The following is a 16,229-nucleotide window of genomic DNA, read 5'->3' as shown; positions in this document are numbered from 1 at the left end:
CGGCCACCGTGCGTCCTTCGAGGCTCGGCTGCGCCTCGCACCTCAGGATGAGGAATTCAGTGGCAACAAAGCTCCTCATCCTGAGGCGCCCGCGAAGCGGGCCTCGAAGGACGCACGGCGCTTAAGCCGAAACGTTCAAGAACGGCGTTCGCTCTTGCGATTTGATCGCGCGGCGGGCCAGATCACGGCGGCGTTCAACGGAGACCCGCATGTCCCTCTATCTGTTCGCTCTGCTGATCGGCGTGGTCGCCGGCCTGCGCGCCATGACCGCCCCGGCCGCCGTCGCCTGGGGCGCGCACCTGGGCCTGATTCCGCTGACGGGCACGCCGCTGGAGTGGGTGGGCGGCACGATCGCCACCTGGGTGTTCACCGCCCTGGCCGTGCTGGAGCTGGTCGGTGACCAGCTGCCCCAGACCCCCAGCCGCAAGGTTCCGGCGCAGTTCGGGACGCGGATCGTCAGCGGGGCCTTCTGCGGCGCGGCGATCGGCATGCTGGGCGGGGCGTGGATCGGCGGCGCGGTCGCCGGGGCGATCGGCGCGGTGATCGGCACGCTGGGCGGAGCGGACGTCCGCGGCCGCCTGGCCAAGGCGGTCGGCAAGGACCTGCCGGCCGGCCTGATCGAAGACGTCGTCGCGGTCGGCGGCGCGATCCTGATCGTCACCGCGGTCAAGTAGATGTCGGGCCCCATTCCCGAAAGGCGCGCCTTCGACGCCATCATCATCGGGGCCGGGCAGGCGGGTCCGTCCCTGGCCGGGCGGCTGACCGACGCCGGCTGGACCGTCGCCGTGATCGAACGCAAGGACTTCGGCGGAACCTGCGTCAACACCGGCTGCATGCCGACCAAGACCCTGGTGGCCAGCGCCTACGCCGCCCACCTGGCGCGGCGGTCGGCGGAGTACGGCGTGGTCCTGCAGGGTGAAGTCGGCGTCGACATGAAGCGCGTCCACGACCGCGCCCGGACCGTCACGCTCAACGCCCGGGGCAACCTGGAAAAGTGGCTGGGCGGCATGAAGGGCTGCACGGTCTTCCGGGGCCACGCCCGCTTCGAGGGCGCCGAGACCGTGCGGGTCGGCGACGACCTGCTGACCGCCCCGAAGATCTTCCTCAATGTCGGCGGCCGCGCCAACGCGCCCGACATGCCGGGATTGGACCAAATCAGATACCTGACCAATGTCGGCATGATGGAGGTCGAGGCGTTGCCCCGGCATCTGGTGATCGTCGGCGGCAGCTATATCGGCCTTGAGTTCGCCCAGATGTACCGGCGCTTCGGCGCCAAGGTCACCGTGGTCGAGATGGGTCCGCGCCTGATCGGCCGCGAGGATCCCGAGATCTCCGACGCCGTGCGCGAGATCCTCGAGGCCGAGGGGGTGAACGTCCGCCTCAACGCCGAATGCATCGCCTTCGCCCCCTGTGACGAAGGGGTTTGCGTCCATGTCACCTGCGAGGACGGCGCGCCGCAGGTGACCGGCTCGCACCTGCTGCTGGCCATCGGCCGCAAGCCCAACACCGACGACCTGGGTTTGGACAAGGCCGGTATCGACCTCGATAAACGCGGCTACGTGGTCGTCGACGACCAGCTGAGGACCAGCCATCCCGGCGTCTGGGCGATGGGCGACTGCAACGGCAAGGGCGCCTTCACCCACACCGCCTACAACGACTTCGAGATCATCGCCGCCAACCTCCTGGACAACGACCCTCGGAAGGTCAGCGACCGCATCACCTGCTACGGCCTGTTCATCGACCCGCCGCTGGGCCGGGTGGGCATGACCGAGGCCGAGGCCCGCGCCACGGGCCGCCCGCTGCTGGTCGGCAAGCGCCCGATGACCCGGGTCGGCCGGGCGGTCGAGAAGGGCGAGACCCAAGGGTTCATGAAGGTGGTGGTCGACGCCGAGACCAAGCAGATCCTCGGCGCGGCGATCCTGGGCCTGAACGGCGACGAGGCGATCCACGGCATGATCGACATCATGTACGCCAAGGCGCCCTACACGACGATCCAGCGCGCGGTGCACATCCACCCGACGGTGTCGGAGCTGATCCCGACGATGCTGGGGGAGTTGAAGCCGCTGGTCTAGGCCGATCCACACTGGCCCCGGTGCGAGGTCCTCGTCCTTCGACAGGCTCAGGATGAGGACCTTTGACAGGCCGAGCGACAGAAAAACCTCATCCTGAGCTTGTCGAAGGACGAGGTTTTCGTCTCAGACCTTGAATGTCCTCACGCCGCCGCGTGGTCCTTCAGCACGCCCAGCGGGACCACCGCCAGCATCTCCTCGTGGCTGGCCTCCAGCACCACCGGTGGGGCGACGCCGGCGTCCAGGGCCTCCTTCCAGCGGCCGGCGCACAGGCACCAGCGGTCGCCGGCGACCAGGCCCCGGAACGCGTATTCCGGACGCGGGGTCGACAGGTCGTTGCCGGTGGCCGCCGAGAAAGCCAGGAACTCGGCGGTCATCACCGCGCACACCGTGTGCAGGCCCAGATCGTGCGGCCCGGTCTCGCAGCAGCCGTTGCGGTAGAAGCCGGTCACCGGGTTCAGCGAGCAGGGCTGCAGCTCCTGACCCAGGACGTTCTTGGCGGTGTCGTCGTAGCGCGTGGTCATGCCCCGAGCTTAACCCCGTTCCCGGGGATTGTGTCTGGCGAATCTGGACGCCGTTCTGCTGTTGTCGCGTGTGACGGCTTCCGGTGCGGCGCTTCAGATGCTTAAGAGGAAGCACAAGACCAAGAAGTCCAGCGGGAGCCTCATGTCCGACATCGCCCGGCCGCGCCGCAGCGCCCTCTACATGCCCGCCTCCAACGCCAAGGCGGTGGACAAGGCGCGCACCCTGGACGCGGACGTGATCATCCTGGACCTTGAGGACGCCGTCGCTCCGGACATGAAGGAAGCGGCCCGCGACGCCGCCGTCGCGGCGGTCAAGGCCGGGGGCTTCGGCCCGCGCGAGATCGTCATCCGCACCAACGGCCTGGACACCCCCTGGGGCGAGGCCGACCTGAAGGCCGCCGCCGAGGCCGGCCCCGACGCGGTCCTCGTGCCGAAGGTCAACGACGCCGCCGACGTCTACGCCTACCAGGCCGCGCTGCACGCCGCCCCGGCCGCCACCAGGCTGTGGACCATGATCGAGACCGGCAAGGCCGCCTTCCACCTGTGGGAGATCGCCGCGGCGTCGCGCACCACCCGCCTGACCGGCTGGGTGATGGGGGTCAACGACCTGGCCAAGGAGATGCGGGCCCGCCAGACGCCGGGCCGCGAGGCCTTCCTGCCGATCCTGTCGCTGTCGGTGGCCGCCGCCCGGGCCCACGGCCTGACCATCCTGGACGGGGTGCACAACGACATCGAGGACCTGGACGCCCTGGCGGCGGTCTGCGGCCAGGCCGTCGACTTCGGCTTCGACGGCAAGACCCTGATCCACCCCAAGCACCTGGAGATCTGCAACCGCGCCTTCTCGCCGACCGCCGACGAGATCGCCTGGAGCCAGGCGGTGATCGCCGCCTTCGCCGCCCCGGAGAACGCCGGCAAGGGTGCGCTGCGGGTCGAGGGCAAGATGGCCGAGCGGCTGCATCTGGTTCAGGCGCAGCGGCTGGTGGCGGTGGCCGCCGCCATCGCCGAACGCTCGGCCGCCTAGACCGAAAGCCCGATGCGCGCGCTCCTGATCTCCCTGCTGGCCCTCGCCGCCGCCCCCGTTCTGGCTCAGGAGGCGCCGTTCGCGACAGCGCCCGTGCAATCCGCGCCGGCCGGCCCGTCGGCCCAGGCCGCGCCCGTCGATCCGAACACCCCGCCCGTCGTGGCCGCGCCGCCGGCCCCGGACACCGCGACCTCGGCCGACCAGGCCGTCGACCCGCTGGCCGACCTGATCGCCCAGAGCGGTCCGCAGACCACCGACGAGGAGGACGCCGCGCCCCAGGCGCCGGCCCCGCCGCACAAGCCCACCATCCTGCCGATCCCCGCGCCGGATCCGGACGAGCTGCCCAACCACGCCATCGCGCCGGGCGGCTATGTGCCGACGGCCGAGGCCTACGACCTGCGGGTCAAGGGCTCGATCCTGGCCGCCCAGGGCCTGCAGGGTCCGCTGGACGGCGGCTGGTCGATCGAGGGTCCGGACGGCGCGTCGCTCTATGCGCTGCAGCTGGTCGACAAGGTCGGCGGCTATGACGGGCTGGAAGGCGCCTGGCGCGACGTGCGCCGGCCCGGGACGGTGGGCTCCACCGGCCTGATCGATTTCGTCGACCGCTCCTACAACGGCTTTCTCGCCCGGTTCTCGCCGCGTCCCGGCCAGCTGGCGACCCTGGACCTGACGCCGCGCGGCGACGGGTCGTGGAGCGGCAAGCTCAACGAGAACGGCGTCGAGACCCTGGTCACCGCCCATCGCGTGGCCCAGGCCACCTTGCCGCCCGGCTATGTGCCGACCGGCCGCGGCCCGGTGATCTGGGGCGCGCCCCGCGCCGCGCCGCGCGCGGTCGCCGAGGCCCCCGCCAAGGCCCCGGCCTGCTCGACCAAGGGCAAGACCGGCAAGGCCCTGAAAGCCGCCAAGGCCAAGTGCGCGGCCGCCGCCAAGAAGGGCGGCAAGGGCAAGGCGACGACGGCCAAGGGCAAGAAGGGCGCGAAGGGCAAGGCGACCGCCGCCAAGGGCTCGAAGGCCAAGGGCAAGGCGACGGCCAAGAGCTCGGCCAAAAAGAAAAAGAAGTAGGCCTCCCCCTTTCAACCGTCATCCCGGGCCTTGTGCCCGGGACCCCTCCGTCCGCCGCAAGGGCAGGGGTGTGGCGCGCCAGCGCGCCATTTCACTTCACCGTCAGCTGAACCAGGGGTCCCGGGCACAAGGCCCGGGATGACGGCGGTTATGGGTGTGGGTTCAGAGCCCCAGCGCCGCCCGCGCCGCCGCGACCGCCCGCTCCAGCGTCGCGGCCTTGTAGGCCGCGCCCGGCGAATGCCCCCAGACCGGACCCGGCCAGGCCGGATCGCCGCGCCGGCGACCGACCACGTGGACATGCAGCTGCGGCGTGACATTGCCCAGGGCGCCGACATTGAGCTTGTCGACCGGCACGCCCAGGACTTCCGCCACGGCGCGGACGGCCGCGCCGGCCAGCACCGTCTCCTCGATCAGCCGCGCGCGGTCGGCGGCGGACAGGTCCTCCAGCTCGCGGGCGCCGGCGACGCGGGGAACCAGCACGATCCAGGGATAGCGGGCGTCGAGCTGCAGCCGGGCATGGCACAGCGGCAGCTCGCCCAGGTCGGCGGCGGTGGCGACGAAGGCCAGATCGAGCGAGAACTCAGCCACGTTTCGGAACCGCCGCCCAATAGTCGAAGTCGAGGATGACGCCCGGAGCATAGGCCCCGGCCCCATCCTTGTCGGGGAAGTCGGCGCAAGGCTGGTCCACCGTCGCCACCAGCCGCAGGCGCAGGGCGCCGATCCCGTGGCCGAGGTCGGCCTTGTCGAGGATCTCGGACCACGCGAACACCGTGCCGCCGGCGAAATAGGGGCTGACATGGCGGCCGCCGTTGATCGCCAGGATCAGTCCGGCGTTCTGCAGGCCGTTGAACGACAGGGCCTTGGCCGTGGAGATCACCACCCCGCCATAGACCAGCCGCCGGCCCGACGGGTCCTTGGCCCGCTCGAACTGGTTGAAATGGACCTTGGCGGTGTTCTGCCACAGGCGCGTGGCCATCTGGGCCTCGGCCTCCTCGACGACCATGCCGTCGACGTGGTCGATCTTCTCGCCGACCGCGTAGTCCTCGAAGGCGTGCGGCGCGCCGGCGTGGGCGAAGTCGTAGCGCTTGAAGTCCAGGCCCGGCGGCGGCACGAGGTCGGCGGCGGCCACCGCGCCCGCCAGATCCGGAACGCTCTGGCCCTCGACCACCGCGCCCGGGTCGCGCTTGCGCACCATCACCCAGCGCACATAGCTGAGCACCGCCACCCCGCGCTGATTGGTCCCGGTGGTGCGGACATAGACCACGCCGGTCTTGCCGTTGGAGTTCTCCTTCAGCCCGATCACCTCGGACTTGGCCGACAGGGTGTCGCCCGGATGCACCGGGGCCAGGAGCCGCCCCTCGGCGTAGCCCAGATTGGCCACGGCGTTCAGGCTGATGTCCGGCACGGTCTTGCCGAACACGATGTGAAACGCGACCAGCGGATCGACCGGCGCGGTCTCCAGCCCGCAGTCGCGGGCGAAAACGTCGGACGAGAACAGCGAAAAGCGCGGCCCGTACAGCGCCGTATACAGCGCCACGTCGCCGGCGGTGACGGTTCGAGGGGTGGCGTGGACGATCACCTGGCCCAGGCGGAAGTCCTCGAAATAGTTCCCCGGATCGGTCTTGCTCATCCCCGTGCCTCCTTATCGTTGTTCAGGCAGTTTTGCCGCACTGCAGCGAAACGGGAAAGGGGGCTTGAGGCCGAGCCGTTGCGGGCGTAGACCCCGCCGCGACATTCATCGTCCACAGCCTTGACGGAGACCCCATGGCTCGCGCGAAGATCGCCCTCATCGGCGCCGGCATGATCGGCGGCACCCTGGCCCACATCGCCGCGCGCGAAGAGCTGGGCGACATCCTGCTGTTCGACATCGCCGAAGGCACGCCCCAGGGCAAGGCCCTGGACATCGCCGAGGCCTCGGCCGTGTTCGGCAAGGACGTCGCGCTGAAGGGCGTCAACGACTACGCCGACATCGCCGGCGCCGACGTCTGCATCGTCACCGCCGGCGTGCCGCGCAAGCCGGGCATGAGCCGCGACGACCTGCTGGGCATCAATCTGAAGGTCATGAAGGCCGTCGGCGAGGGCATCAAAGCCCACGCCCCCGACGCCTTCGTCATCTGCATCACCAACCCGCTGGACGCCATGGTCTGGGCTCTGCAGCAGTTCTCGGGCCTGCCCAAGGAAAAGGTCATCGGCATGGCCGGCGTCCTGGACTCGGCGCGCTTCGCCTACTTCCTGGCCGAAAAGACCGGCGTGTCGGTCGAGGACATCCACGCCTGGACCCTGGGCGGCCACGGCGACGACATGGTGCCGATGGTCCGTCACTCGACGGTCGGCGGCCTGCCGCTGCCGGAACTGGTCAAGCAAGGCTGGATGACCCAGGACGAGCTCGACGGCATCGTCAAGCGCACCCGCGGCGGCGGCGGCGAGATCGTCGCCCTGCTGAAGACCGGCTCGGCCTTCTACGCCCCGGCGGAATCGGCCATCGCCATGGCCACCAGCTACCTGAAGGACAAGAAGCGCGTCCTGCCCTGCGCCGCCTTCCTGACCGGCCAGTACGGCCTGAACGGTCTCTATGTCGGCGTGCCGGTCGTGATCGGCGCCGCCGGCGTCGAGAAGATCGTCGAGTTCGAAACCAACGACGACGAAAAGGCGATGTTCGCCAAGTCCGTCGAGTCGGTGAAAGGCCTGATGGAAGCCTGCAAGGGCATCGACGGCTCGCTGAAGTAGGCGATCCTCGATCCAGAACGACAAAGGGCGGCTCCGCGAGGGGCCGCCCTTTTCTTTTGTGCGGCGGACACTTGCCCCCTACGGGTCGCTTCGCGACCGTCTTCCCCCAAAGGGGGAAGAGGAGTCCGCGCTTTCGTCCTCCGCCCCCTATGGGGGCGGACAGACGGCGAAGCCGTCAGGTGGGGGCAAGGGGGTGAGCTACTGCGCCGCCGCGTCCGCCGGTTCCGCCGAGATGTCCTCCAGCGTCTTGCCCACCTGCTTGGCGCCGTAGTCCTTGGCCACGTCGCCCAGCGACAGGATGCCGGTCAGGTTTCCCGCCTCGTTGAGCACGACCAGGCGGCGGATCTGGTGGCTGGCCATCTTGGCGGTGGCGTCGGCCAGGACGTCGTCCTCGCGCACGCTCTGGACGTCGCCCTCGCTCATCGCCTCGGAGATGGGGCTGTCGAAGCTGCGGCCCTCGGCGACCACGCGCAGGACGATGTCGCGGTCGGTGACCAGGCCGACCACCTTGCCGCCCTCGACGATCGGCACGGCGCCGGTTTCGACATGGGCCATCACCTGGGCGACCTTGCGCACGGTGTCGGTGGGGGCGGCGGTGGAGACCTGGCTGGTCATCGCGTCGCTGACTTTCATGGGGAAGCTCCTGAAGGAGTGAATTGAACCCCTGAGAAACCCCGCGAGGCGAAGCCCGTTCCGTTCCGGCGGCGCTTGGACGGTTCCGACCTAGCCGGCTTTCTCGCCCAACGCCTCGCGCGCGGCCGCCTCCTGGGCTGGCAGATCCAGCTTTCGCGCCAGGTCCAGGGCCTCCTGGCGATGGGCGCGCGCCGCCTCCGCCTCGCCCACGGCCTGTTCGGCGTCGGCCAGCGACAGCAGAGAATAGGGGACGAAGACCTGGAAGCCGACCCGTTGGCGAATGGCCAGGGACTCGGCCATCAGGTCGCGCGCCCGGACCTTGTCGCCCGCCGCGTCGCGCTCGACGGCCTGGTGGCGCAGCACGTAGGAGACCTCCAGGTCGCAATGGCCCGCCGTGGCGATCCGCAGCGCCTCGGCCAGGGGCGGACCCGAGGCGGCGGGATCGCCAGCGATCTGCGGCATCAGCCCGACGAAGAACTGGGCCTCGGCCCGCAGGCAGGGGTCGGTCAGACGCCCGGCCGCCGCGCGATAGGCCGGCTGCAGGGTCATCACCTCGGACGTCTGGTCGCGGGTCAGGCGCTCGAAATAGTCCGAGGTGGTTTCGCGCAGGCCGACCAGGCCCAGCAGGGCGGGGTCCTGGATGCCCGGCGTCAGGGCCTTGACCGCCGCCGACACGGACGCCTCGTCGGGGCTGATCTTGCCCGACAGCCGCTGGGTCTGGTGGACTCGCATCTGCTGCAGCAGCAGCCGCAGGCGATCGTCGGGCGCCGGGTCGGCGGCCAGGGCGGCGCGCAACGGCGCGACGGCCGCGTCGAATTTCCCCGCGTACAGCGCCTGTTCCGAGGCCTGCAAGACGTCGGGGATCTGGGCCTCGGCGGCGGTCGCGGCCAGCATCACGGCCGTGGCGGCCAAAATGGCGGGCGCGACCAGGCGGCGGAAGGAGGTGGCGGCTCGGACCATGAAATGCGTTCCCAGGCGACGAATTGGAAACCGATGTTCGCCGGATCGGGCGGTGCGGTGAAGGCTTTTTCTAGGCGCTCTGGCTCCGGACGACGGCGCGCGTTATGGCTCGCGCTCCCCGAGCCGGAGTTCCCATGACCCTCACCATCCACCAGGCCAGCGTCCCCGTCTTCGTTCAGGGCCTGAAAGGCCTGAAGGGCGTGCTGACCAAGGCCGCCGCGCATGTTGAAGCGAAGAAACTCGACCCCGAGTCCTTGCTGAAGGCCCGGCTGTTCCCCGACATGTTCCCGCTGCTGCGCCAGGTGCAGATCGCCACCGACTTCGCCAAGGGCTGCGCCGCGCGCCTGGCCGGCGAGGAGGTTCCGGCCTGGGACGACGTCGAGACCACCTTCGACGAGCTGATCGCCCGCGTCGATCGCGCCGTCGCCTATGTCGAGGGCCTGGACCCCGCCAAGTTCGCGGGCGCCGAGGACCGCGACATCAGCCTGACCCGCCGCGGCGAGACCACCGTGGTCAAGGGCCTGGCCTATCTGCAGACCCAGGCCCAGCCGAACTTCTTCTTCCACCTGACCACCGCCTACGCGATCCTGCGCAAGAACGGCGTCGAGATCGGCAAGAAGGACTATCTGGGCGCGGCCTGAGGCAGCATTCGGCGGCGGCTAAGGCCGCCGCCGAAACGCCCAAACCAGGGTCGCAAGGGCGGTGAACACCGTCGCGACCGCCGACAGAACCATCGGCAACTGACTCAACAACTCCTTGTCCATGACCGGCGCCCAACTGACCCGCCAACCAGCGGCGGGTTACGCGCCAGAATGACTCTCGGCCACGTCGAGTCCGGACGTATGTTCTCTTTTTGTTCTTATCTTCGATCTTTCCCTCCCCCTTGTGGGGAGGGTGGCGGCGAAGCCGACGGGTGGGGGATCGGTGCAGGGTGTTGGACGGGCCTATCCGCTGGCTCAGCAGGCCCCACCCGACCTGGCGCCGCCAGGGCCACCCTCCCCACAAGGGGAAGGGAAGGACGCCCTGACCGCGACTCCAAACCGCACGGCCGCCCGGTCATCGTAAACGCCCCTTAACCCTCTTGCGGCACAACATCCGGGTTACACGAGTGCAAGGTGACTTCTGATGGCGCGAGCGGCGCGGCGATCGAGCGTTGAACTGGTCTGGGACGCGGTGCGCTACGGCTGGGCCCAGCCGTGGTCGGCACGGTTCCGGGGCGGGGTGATCTGCGTGGTCGGCGCGGGCCTGCTGCTGTCGGTCGCCACCTACAACGCCGCCGATCCCAGCCTGAACGCCGCCACCGGCCTGCCGGCCACCAACGCGCTGGGCGGGGCCGGCGCGGCCCTGGCCGACATGGTCATGCAGTCGATGGGCCTGTCCGGCTGGGTCGCCGCCGCCCTGATGCTGGTGTTCGGCATGTCGCGCGTCACCCAGCCCGATCCGGCCGCCCATCGCCGTGACCTACGGGTCCGCGCCCTGGTCGGGGGCCTGGGCCTGCTGGCCCTGGCCGGCATGCTGGCCGCCCCGCCGCGTCCCGCCGCCTGGCCGCTGGCCAAGGGCCTGGGCGGGTTCTGGGGCGACGGCCTGCTGAACCTGCTGACCGGCCTGCTCGGCTTCGCCCGCCTGCCCGGCGCCCACCTGATCGCCGCCCTGCTGCTGGCGATCGGGGCGATCGTGGCCCTGGGCTACGCGATCGGCGTGCGCCGCATCGATCCCGAGGCGATCGGCGAGATGATCCACGGCCTGATGCAGCCGCGCGAGCGCGCCGCCGCCCCGGTCCCGGTCGCCGCGCCCGAACCCGCCGCGCGCCCGCGCGCGCCGCGCAAGGCCGCTCCGTCCACCAGCGCTTCTGGCGTCGAGATCGAGCCCGAAACCCGCAAGCCCGCCAAGCCGGCCAAGGCCGCGCCGCCGCCCGTGGAAGACGACGACGCCTTCGAGCCCAGCTTCGAGCCGCGCCCCCTGGCCATCGCCCAGCCCAAGGTCCCGGGCCGCTCCAACGCCCGCGAGCAGCGCGAACAGCAGAAGGCCTTCGACTTCGAGGCCGAGGGCTTCCAGCTGCCCGAGCTGGCCATGCTGGCCAAGCCCAAGCCGCGCTCGGCCGAGTTCGACGAGGAGGCCCTGCGCCAGAACGCCCGCCTGCTGGAAAGCGTGCTGGCCGAGTTCGGCGTCCGCGGCCAGATCGACCAGATCCGCCCCGGCCCCGTCGTCACCATGTACGAGCTGGTGCCGGCCGCCGGCACCAAGACCGCCCGGGTCGTGGCCCTGGCCGACGACATCGCCCGCTCGATGAGCGTGATCTCTTGCCGCGTGGCCGTGGCCCAGGGTCGCAACGCCATCGGCATCGAGATGCCCAATTCGCGCCGCGAGACGGTCTATCTGCGCGACCTGCTGTCATCGTCCGACTACGACAAGGCCACCCACATCCTGCCCATGGCCCTGGGCGAGACGATCGGCGGCGAGACCTACATCGCCGACCTGGCCAAGATGCCCCACCTGCTGATCGCCGGCACCACCGGCTCGGGCAAGTCGGTCGGCGTCAACGCCATGATCCTGTCGATCCTCTACAAGCTGCCGCCCGAGAAGTGCCGCTTCATCATGATCGACCCGAAGATGCTGGAGCTCAGCGTCTATGACGGCATCCCGCATCTGCTGGCCCCGGTCGTCACCGATCCGAAGAAGGCGGTCGTCGCCCTGAAGTGGACGGTGCGCGAGATGGAGGACCGCTATCGCCGGATGTCGAAGATCGGCGTGCGCAACATCGGCGGCTTCAACGAGAAGGCCAACGAGGCCCTGGAGAAGGGCGAGCACTTCGAGCGGACCGTCCAGACCGGCTTCGACGACGCCGGCCGCCCGATCTACGAGACCGAGAAGATCCGCCCCGAGCCCATGCCCTATCTGGTCGTGGTCATCGACGAGGTCGCCGACCTGATGATGGTGGCCGGCAAGGACATCGAAGGCGCCGTCCAGCGCCTGGCCCAGATGGCCCGCGCCGCCGGCATCCACCTGATCATGGCGACGCAGCGGCCGTCGGTCGACGTGATCACCGGCACCATCAAGGCCAACTTCCCGACCCGGATCAGCTTCCAGGTCACCAGCAAGATCGACGCCCGCACCATCCTGGGCGAGCAGGGCGCCGAGCAGCTGCTGGGCCAGGGCGACATGCTGTACATGGCCGGCGGCGGCCGCATCACCCGCCTGCACGGCCCGTTCGTCAGCGACGGCGAGGTCGAGGCCGTGGCCAAGTTCCTGCGCGACCAGGGCATTCCCAACTACCTGGAGGAAGTCACCGCCGGCGGCGACGAGGAGCAGGAAGAGGCCATCGAGGGCGCCTTCGCCGGCGAGGGCGGGGCCAACGACCTCTACGACCACGCCGTGGCGGTGGTCACCCGCGACCGCAAGGCTTCGACCAGCTACATCCAGCGCCGCCTGCAGATCGGCTACAACCGCGCCGCCTCGCTGATGGAGCGGATGGAGAAGGAGGGCGTGGTCGGCGCCGCCAACCACGCCGGCAAGCGCGAAATCCTGGCCCCGCCCCCGCCGCCGATGTAGGCGCTCGCGGGCCCGCCCTCGTCCTTCGACAGGCTCAGGATGAGGGCTATCGAGGCGCTGGCGTTCGAATTCCTCATCCTGAGCTTGTCGAAGGACGGGGAATTCGACTCACGGCGAGGACCGGAAACCTAGACCGTTCGCCCGCGTTTCCCTTCGCTCCAACCCCCGAACCTGAACGGCGCTTCATCGCAGCGCCGGAAAATGGTCGCGCGACGGCCTTTCGCTCGTCGCATGGTCAGGGCAAAGGTTGAAGCCTAGGAGATCGCATGACCGACACGACCCGCCGTCTGATCCTCGCCGCCGGCCTGAGCCTGGCCGCCACCCTTGGGCTCGGGGCCGGCCCCGCGCTCGCCGCCCAACCCTCGGCGCCGGTGCTCTCGGCCGAGGAAAAGGCCCTGGTCGACAAGGCCACGGCCTATATCCAGACGCTGGGCTCGGCCAAGGGCCGCTTCATCCAGACCGACGCCCGAGGCGGCCAGACCCAGGGCGACTTCTACCTGCAGCGCCCCGGCAAGGCCCGCTTCGCCTATGACGGCCCGGCCGGCCTGCTGGTCGTCAGCAACGGCAACAACGTCAACCTCTTCGACCCCCGGCTGAAGACCTTCGAAAGCTATCCGCTCAGCCGCACGCCCCTGGCCCTGCTGCTGGCGCGGGAGGTGCGGCTGGACCGCGGCGTGACCATCACCGGCGTGCGCAAGCTGTCGGACGGCTTCACGATCACCGCCGTCGACGCCCGGCGCCAGACCCTGGGCCGCATCGCCCTGGACTTCAGCAGCGAGCCGAGCCTGATCGGCTGGACCGTCACCGACGTGAAGGGCGGCGAAACCCGCGTGCGCCTGGTCGACTTCGAAAAGACCTCGGGCCTGGATCCGAAGCTCTTCGTCCTAAGCGATCCGAGGCGCAGAGTCGGCAAGCCCTAGTTGCATTAAGGCCGTTTGACACGCCAAAATGCGACAATTTCACAACATGCAAGGTGTTAACGCGATTGTTCTTGACTTAGATTCCAGCCGTGGCAGATTTAACACGCATGGCGAGGAGCGCCCGACCCGCTCTTCGCAACCGTGCCGGACCTATCCCCTCCCGGCGGCGGCATGAGAGACCCGACTTTCGCCCAGGCGCTCAGCGTCTGGGCGTTTTTCGTTTTGGTCCGTCCGCAAGCCCAGACGATGAGCAATCAGCGTCCAGGGACCGTCCCCGTCCTTCGACAAGCTCAGGATGAGGGCTACTGCTGACGCCGCGCTCGAAAGCCTCATCCTGAGCTTGTCGAAGGACGAGGTTTTAGCGCTCGGAAGCCTATTGGACCTGGATGTCGATAACCTCTAGAGGAACGGCATGCGCCTCCGTATCGCCACCTGGAACGTCAATTCCGTCCGCCTGCGCGCCGAGCAGGCCGCCCGTTTCGTCGACGAGCAGGCCCCCGACGTGCTGTGCATGCAGGAGATCAAGTGCCAGGAGGGGGAGTTCCCCCGCGAGGCCTTCGAGGCCATGGGCCTGCCGCACCTGAAGATCGCCGGTCAGAAGGGCTGGCACGGCGTGGCCATCGCCTCGCGCCTGCCGTTCGAGGACGTGCCGACGCTGATGAACTGCCGCGAGGGCCATGCCCGCTGCGTCGCGGTCAAGGTGGCCGGCGTCGACATCCAGAACTTCTACATCCCGGCGGGTGGCGACACGCCCGATCGCGTCGGCAATCCGAAGTTCGACCACAAGCTCGACTTCTACGAGACCCTGACCGCCGCCCTGAAGAAGCGCGATCCCAAGGCGCCGCTGATCGTCACCGGCGACCTCAACATCGCGCCCGGCGAGAACGATGTCTGGAGTCACCGCCAGATGTTGAAGGTTGTCAGCCACACGCCGGCCGAGCTCGAAGCCTTCGACGCGATGATCAAGTCGATGGATCTCCTGGACCTGCCGCGCCTGGCCACGCCCGAGCCGGAAAAGCTGTTCAGCTGGTGGAGCTACCGCGCCGCCGACTTCCGCAAGTCCAACCGCGGCCTGCGCCTGGACCACATCCTGGCCAGCCCCGGCCTGCGCGACGCGGCGATCGTCGACGGCAAGGTCTCGTCCAAGGTCCACGACACGGTGCGGGAGTGGGAGCGTCCCAGCGACCACGCGCCGGTGACGGCCGATCTGCTGGTCTAAGCGCTGTGCTGGACGGATCGGAATATCGAACCGTCTGCACGCTCTACAGCGCGGACGGCAAACGCGCGGCCGAGGTCCGGGAGTTTTCCCATGGCGAGACCTACCTGGTCGAAAGCGAATGGGTAGAGGGAACCACCTTCATCGACCGACACGCGGGCCGCATGGTGGGACCATTCGCGTCGCCGGAGCACGCGGAGCGCTTCATCGTCGCGACAGAATGGTTCATCGGCCATAGGCGCTAGGTCCGCTTTTCGCCCGAAGTGGACCTTCAAAAGGTCCCCTCGGCGGCAACGGCGCGACCACCCGCCTTCCGGCTTCGCCCCAACTTCCCTTTTGGGTTCGAGTCGGCCATGCCTTGCTGACATACCGCCAAGCTTGGCTGGAGCAGGGACACGATGATCGACTTTCCCGACGACATCTTCACCGAACCGGCGGACGTGGATCCCGACACCCTGGCCAATCTGGGGCCGCTGCGACGCCTGGCCGGCGTTTGGGAAGGGCGCAAGGGCGTCGACCTGAATCCCAAGGCCGAGGGACCCGAGCGGCGCGAGTTCCTCGAGCGCATCGAGATGCAGCCGATCGACCCCCAGGCCAACGGGCCGCAGCTGCTCTACGGCCTGCGCTATCACGTCCATATCGTCGCCTCGGACGAGGACACCACCTTCCACGACCAGGTCGGCTACTGGCTGTGGGAGCCGGCCACCGGCATCATCATGCAGACCCTGGCCATTCCGCGTGGCCAGGTGGCGCTGGCCAGCGGCCGCGCCCTGCCGGACGGTTCGGGCCTGAAGGTGCGCGCCGAGCGGGGCGGCCCGGGCTACGGCATCTGCTCGGCCGATTTCCTGGAATGGGCGTTCCGGACTGACTCCTATCAACTCGACATCGGCTTCAACGCCGAGGGCGGCTGGTCCTACGTCTCCACCACCATGCTTCAGGTGCGCGGCCGGGCCGCGCCGTTCCGCCACGTCGACATCAACACGCTGCACAAGGTCGGCGAACCCCGGCCCAATCCCTCGGCCCGGATCGCGGCGGGCGAGGCTTTGGCGCGGGCGCATGGCTTCGTTTCTGTGGGCGGGGCGGCGTAGGGCGACCCGGAGGGGAGAGATCAGCTGGGGGACATGCACTCACGGCGGTGCATCGACCGGTTTCGCAGAGCCCTTGATGTGAGTGCGTGTCCCCAAAGTCGTCCGCTGAGCCTGGTCACTATTCAGGATCGAAGTTCGACGCCGTGGGTGACGATGGGGACACGCACTCACCCCACGCTTCGGAGGCGATTTGGCGAGGCCTTGCCGTGAGAGCATGTCCCCGGCTGGGCGACTTACGCTCGGCGCATAGCCAACAAACCCCCGCGATTTCAACGCCCTGAACTTTCTCGACCCGATTTGGTCCTCACCCCTCCAAACCGCCCGTATCCTTGACCCACCTCGCCGCATGGAAAGGGCGCAAGGCCAGCGACCGATGCGGCGGCGGGGGGCGATCGAGCGGGAAGCTCTGTCGGCGGCGCGGTTCGCGTGCGTAGGGACCTCGTCAAACCTCACGTCTCCA

16 protein-coding genes and 2 pseudogenes are annotated in these 16,229 nt (G+C 69.3%); 12 read left to right on the top strand and 6 right to left on the bottom strand.

What is annotated here, in order from left to right:
• Positions 1 to 28 precede the first annotated feature (28 nt).
• From ASD38_RS23630 to ASD38_RS01155, 3 genes and pseudogenes are all read left to right on the top strand, one after another.
• A pseudogene (locus tag ASD38_RS23630) lies at positions 29 to 124 on the top strand (hypothetical protein); the annotation flags it as partial.
• 85 nt (positions 125 to 209) lie between these two features.
• Positions 210 to 674, top strand: a complete 465-nt coding sequence (locus ASD38_RS01160) for a hypothetical protein (RefSeq protein WP_056456892.1) — start codon at positions 210 to 212, stop codon at positions 672 to 674.
• A complete protein-coding gene (locus ASD38_RS01155) occupies positions 675 to 2,072 on the top strand; it encodes an FAD-containing oxidoreductase (RefSeq protein WP_056456889.1) in 1,398 nt (465 codons plus the stop codon).
• A gap of 140 nt (positions 2,073 to 2,212) precedes the next feature.
• Here the strand turns inward: ASD38_RS01155 and ASD38_RS01150 are convergent, their stop codons facing one another.
• Positions 2,213 to 2,593 carry a DUF2237 family protein gene (locus ASD38_RS01150; protein ID WP_056443262.1) on the bottom strand — a complete coding sequence of 127 codons (381 nt, stop codon included), beginning with the start codon at positions 2,591 to 2,593 and terminating at the stop codon, positions 2,213 to 2,215.
• Between the two features lie 142 nt (positions 2,594 to 2,735).
• Between ASD38_RS01150 and ASD38_RS01145 the strand changes: the two genes are divergently transcribed.
• Together ASD38_RS01145 and ASD38_RS01140 are read left to right on the top strand one after the other, a co-directional pair.
• A complete protein-coding gene (locus tag ASD38_RS01145; RefSeq protein ID WP_056443259.1) occupies positions 2,736 to 3,614 on the top strand; it encodes an HpcH/HpaI aldolase/citrate lyase family protein in 879 nt (292 codons plus the stop codon).
• A gap of 12 nt (positions 3,615 to 3,626) precedes the next feature.
• The gene (locus ASD38_RS01140; protein WP_056456886.1) at positions 3,627 to 4,676 is read left to right on the top strand and encodes a hypothetical protein; all 1,050 of its coding nucleotides are present in this window, start codon (positions 3,627 to 3,629) and stop codon (positions 4,674 to 4,676) included.
• Positions 4,677 to 4,838: 162 nt separating this feature from the next.
• On the opposite strand, the gene ASD38_RS01135 is transcribed toward ASD38_RS01140, so the two are convergent.
• Together ASD38_RS01135 and ASD38_RS01130 are read right to left on the bottom strand one after the other, a co-directional pair.
• Positions 4,839 to 5,264 (bottom strand): HIT domain-containing protein, encoded by a 426-nt coding sequence (locus tag ASD38_RS01135; RefSeq protein WP_056456881.1) that lies wholly within the window; start codon positions 5,262 to 5,264, stop codon positions 4,839 to 4,841.
• Complete coding sequence (locus tag ASD38_RS01130; protein WP_056456878.1) at positions 5,257 to 6,306, bottom strand: MaoC family dehydratase; 1,050 nt, start codon at positions 6,304 to 6,306, stop codon at positions 5,257 to 5,259. The genes ASD38_RS01135 and ASD38_RS01130 overlap by 8 nt, the downstream gene beginning before the upstream one ends.
• Positions 6,307 to 6,440: 134 nt before the next feature.
• Between ASD38_RS01130 and mdh the strand changes: the two genes are divergently transcribed.
• A complete protein-coding gene (gene mdh, locus ASD38_RS01125) occupies positions 6,441 to 7,403 on the top strand; it encodes a malate dehydrogenase (protein ID WP_056456875.1) in 963 nt (320 codons plus the stop codon).
• A gap of 198 nt (positions 7,404 to 7,601) precedes the next feature.
• Here the strand turns inward: mdh and ASD38_RS01120 are convergent, their stop codons facing one another.
• Positions 7,602 to 8,036 carry a CBS domain-containing protein gene (locus ASD38_RS01120; protein WP_056443244.1) on the bottom strand — a complete coding sequence of 145 codons (435 nt, stop codon included), beginning with the start codon at positions 8,034 to 8,036 and terminating at the stop codon, positions 7,602 to 7,604.
• Positions 8,037 to 8,126: 90 nt separating this feature from the next.
• Positions 8,127 to 8,996, bottom strand: a complete 870-nt coding sequence (locus ASD38_RS01115; protein ID WP_056456872.1) for a hypothetical protein — start codon at positions 8,994 to 8,996, stop codon at positions 8,127 to 8,129.
• A gap of 134 nt (positions 8,997 to 9,130) precedes the next feature.
• Between ASD38_RS01115 and ASD38_RS01110 the strand changes: the two genes are divergently transcribed.
• The 6 genes from ASD38_RS01110 (at position 9,131) to ASD38_RS01085 (ending at position 15,769) form a co-directional block, all read left to right on the top strand.
• Entirely contained in the window at positions 9,131 to 9,637 is a 507-nt protein-coding gene (locus ASD38_RS01110) for a DUF1993 domain-containing protein (RefSeq protein ID WP_156390517.1), read from the top strand.
• Positions 9,638 to 10,121: 484 nt separating this feature from the next.
• Complete coding sequence (locus ASD38_RS01105) at positions 10,122 to 12,545, top strand: FtsK/SpoIIIE family DNA translocase (protein ID WP_056456865.1); 2,424 nt, start codon at positions 10,122 to 10,124, stop codon at positions 12,543 to 12,545.
• 266 nt (positions 12,546 to 12,811) lie between these two features.
• Positions 12,812 to 13,465 (top strand): outer-membrane lipoprotein carrier protein LolA, encoded by a 654-nt coding sequence (locus ASD38_RS01100; RefSeq protein WP_056443233.1) that lies wholly within the window; start codon positions 12,812 to 12,814, stop codon positions 13,463 to 13,465.
• Positions 13,466 to 13,877: 412 nt separating this feature from the next.
• Entirely contained in the window at positions 13,878 to 14,684 is an 807-nt protein-coding gene (locus ASD38_RS01095) for an exodeoxyribonuclease III (RefSeq protein WP_056456862.1), read from the top strand.
• Positions 14,685 to 14,689: 5 nt separating this feature from the next.
• On the top strand, positions 14,690 to 14,926 hold the full coding sequence (locus ASD38_RS01090) for a hypothetical protein (RefSeq protein WP_056456860.1): 237 nt from the start codon (positions 14,690 to 14,692) through the stop codon (positions 14,924 to 14,926).
• Positions 14,927 to 15,079: 153 nt separating this feature from the next.
• Positions 15,080 to 15,769 (top strand): FABP family protein, encoded by a 690-nt coding sequence (locus ASD38_RS01085; protein WP_056456857.1) that lies wholly within the window; start codon positions 15,080 to 15,082, stop codon positions 15,767 to 15,769.
• A gap of 333 nt (positions 15,770 to 16,102) precedes the next feature.
• Here the strand turns inward: ASD38_RS01085 and ASD38_RS25025 are convergent.
• Positions 16,103 to 16,176: pseudogene (locus ASD38_RS25025) on the bottom strand (hypothetical protein); the annotation flags it as partial.
• Positions 16,177 to 16,229: the final 53 nt, after the last annotated feature.

It is taken from the genome of Caulobacter sp. Root487D2Y, from assembly GCF_001427165.1.
In the GTDB taxonomy this organism is placed as follows: domain Bacteria; phylum Pseudomonadota; class Alphaproteobacteria; order Caulobacterales; family Caulobacteraceae; genus Caulobacter.
The sequence above is the reverse complement of the archived record's forward strand: the minus strand, read 5'-3'. Positions and strand labels throughout refer to the sequence as shown.

Bases quoted from the DNA above. Each gene is read 5' to 3' on its own strand.
- ASD38_RS01160 (WP_056456892.1), top strand. From the start codon at position 210: ATGTCCCTCTATCTGTTCGCTCTGCTGATCGGCGTGGTCGCCGGCCTG.
- ASD38_RS01155 (WP_056456889.1), top strand. From the start codon at position 675: ATGTCGGGCCCCATTCCCGAAAGGCGCGCCTTCGACGCCATCATCATC.
- ASD38_RS01150 (WP_056443262.1), bottom strand. From the start codon at position 2,593: ATGACCACGCGCTACGACGACACCGCCAAGAACGTCCTGGGTCAGGAG.
- ASD38_RS01145 (WP_056443259.1), top strand. From the start codon at position 2,736: ATGTCCGACATCGCCCGGCCGCGCCGCAGCGCCCTCTACATGCCCGCC.
- ASD38_RS01140 (WP_056456886.1), top strand. From the start codon at position 3,627: ATGCGCGCGCTCCTGATCTCCCTGCTGGCCCTCGCCGCCGCCCCCGTT.
- ASD38_RS01130 (WP_056456878.1), bottom strand. From the start codon at position 6,306: ATGAGCAAGACCGATCCGGGGAACTATTTCGAGGACTTCCGCCTGGGC.
- mdh (WP_056456875.1), top strand. From the start codon at position 6,441: ATGGCTCGCGCGAAGATCGCCCTCATCGGCGCCGGCATGATCGGCGGC.
- ASD38_RS01120 (WP_056443244.1), bottom strand. From the start codon at position 8,036: ATGAAAGTCAGCGACGCGATGACCAGCCAGGTCTCCACCGCCGCCCCC.
- ASD38_RS01115 (WP_056456872.1), bottom strand. From the start codon at position 8,996: ATGGTCCGAGCCGCCACCTCCTTCCGCCGCCTGGTCGCGCCCGCCATT.
- ASD38_RS01110 (WP_156390517.1), top strand. From the start codon at position 9,131: ATGACCCTCACCATCCACCAGGCCAGCGTCCCCGTCTTCGTTCAGGGC.
- ASD38_RS01105 (WP_056456865.1), top strand. From the start codon at position 10,122: ATGGCGCGAGCGGCGCGGCGATCGAGCGTTGAACTGGTCTGGGACGCG.
- ASD38_RS01100 (WP_056443233.1), top strand. From the start codon at position 12,812: ATGACCGACACGACCCGCCGTCTGATCCTCGCCGCCGGCCTGAGCCTG.
- ASD38_RS01095 (WP_056456862.1), top strand. From the start codon at position 13,878: ATGCGCCTCCGTATCGCCACCTGGAACGTCAATTCCGTCCGCCTGCGC.
- ASD38_RS01085 (WP_056456857.1), top strand. From the start codon at position 15,080: ATGATCGACTTTCCCGACGACATCTTCACCGAACCGGCGGACGTGGAT.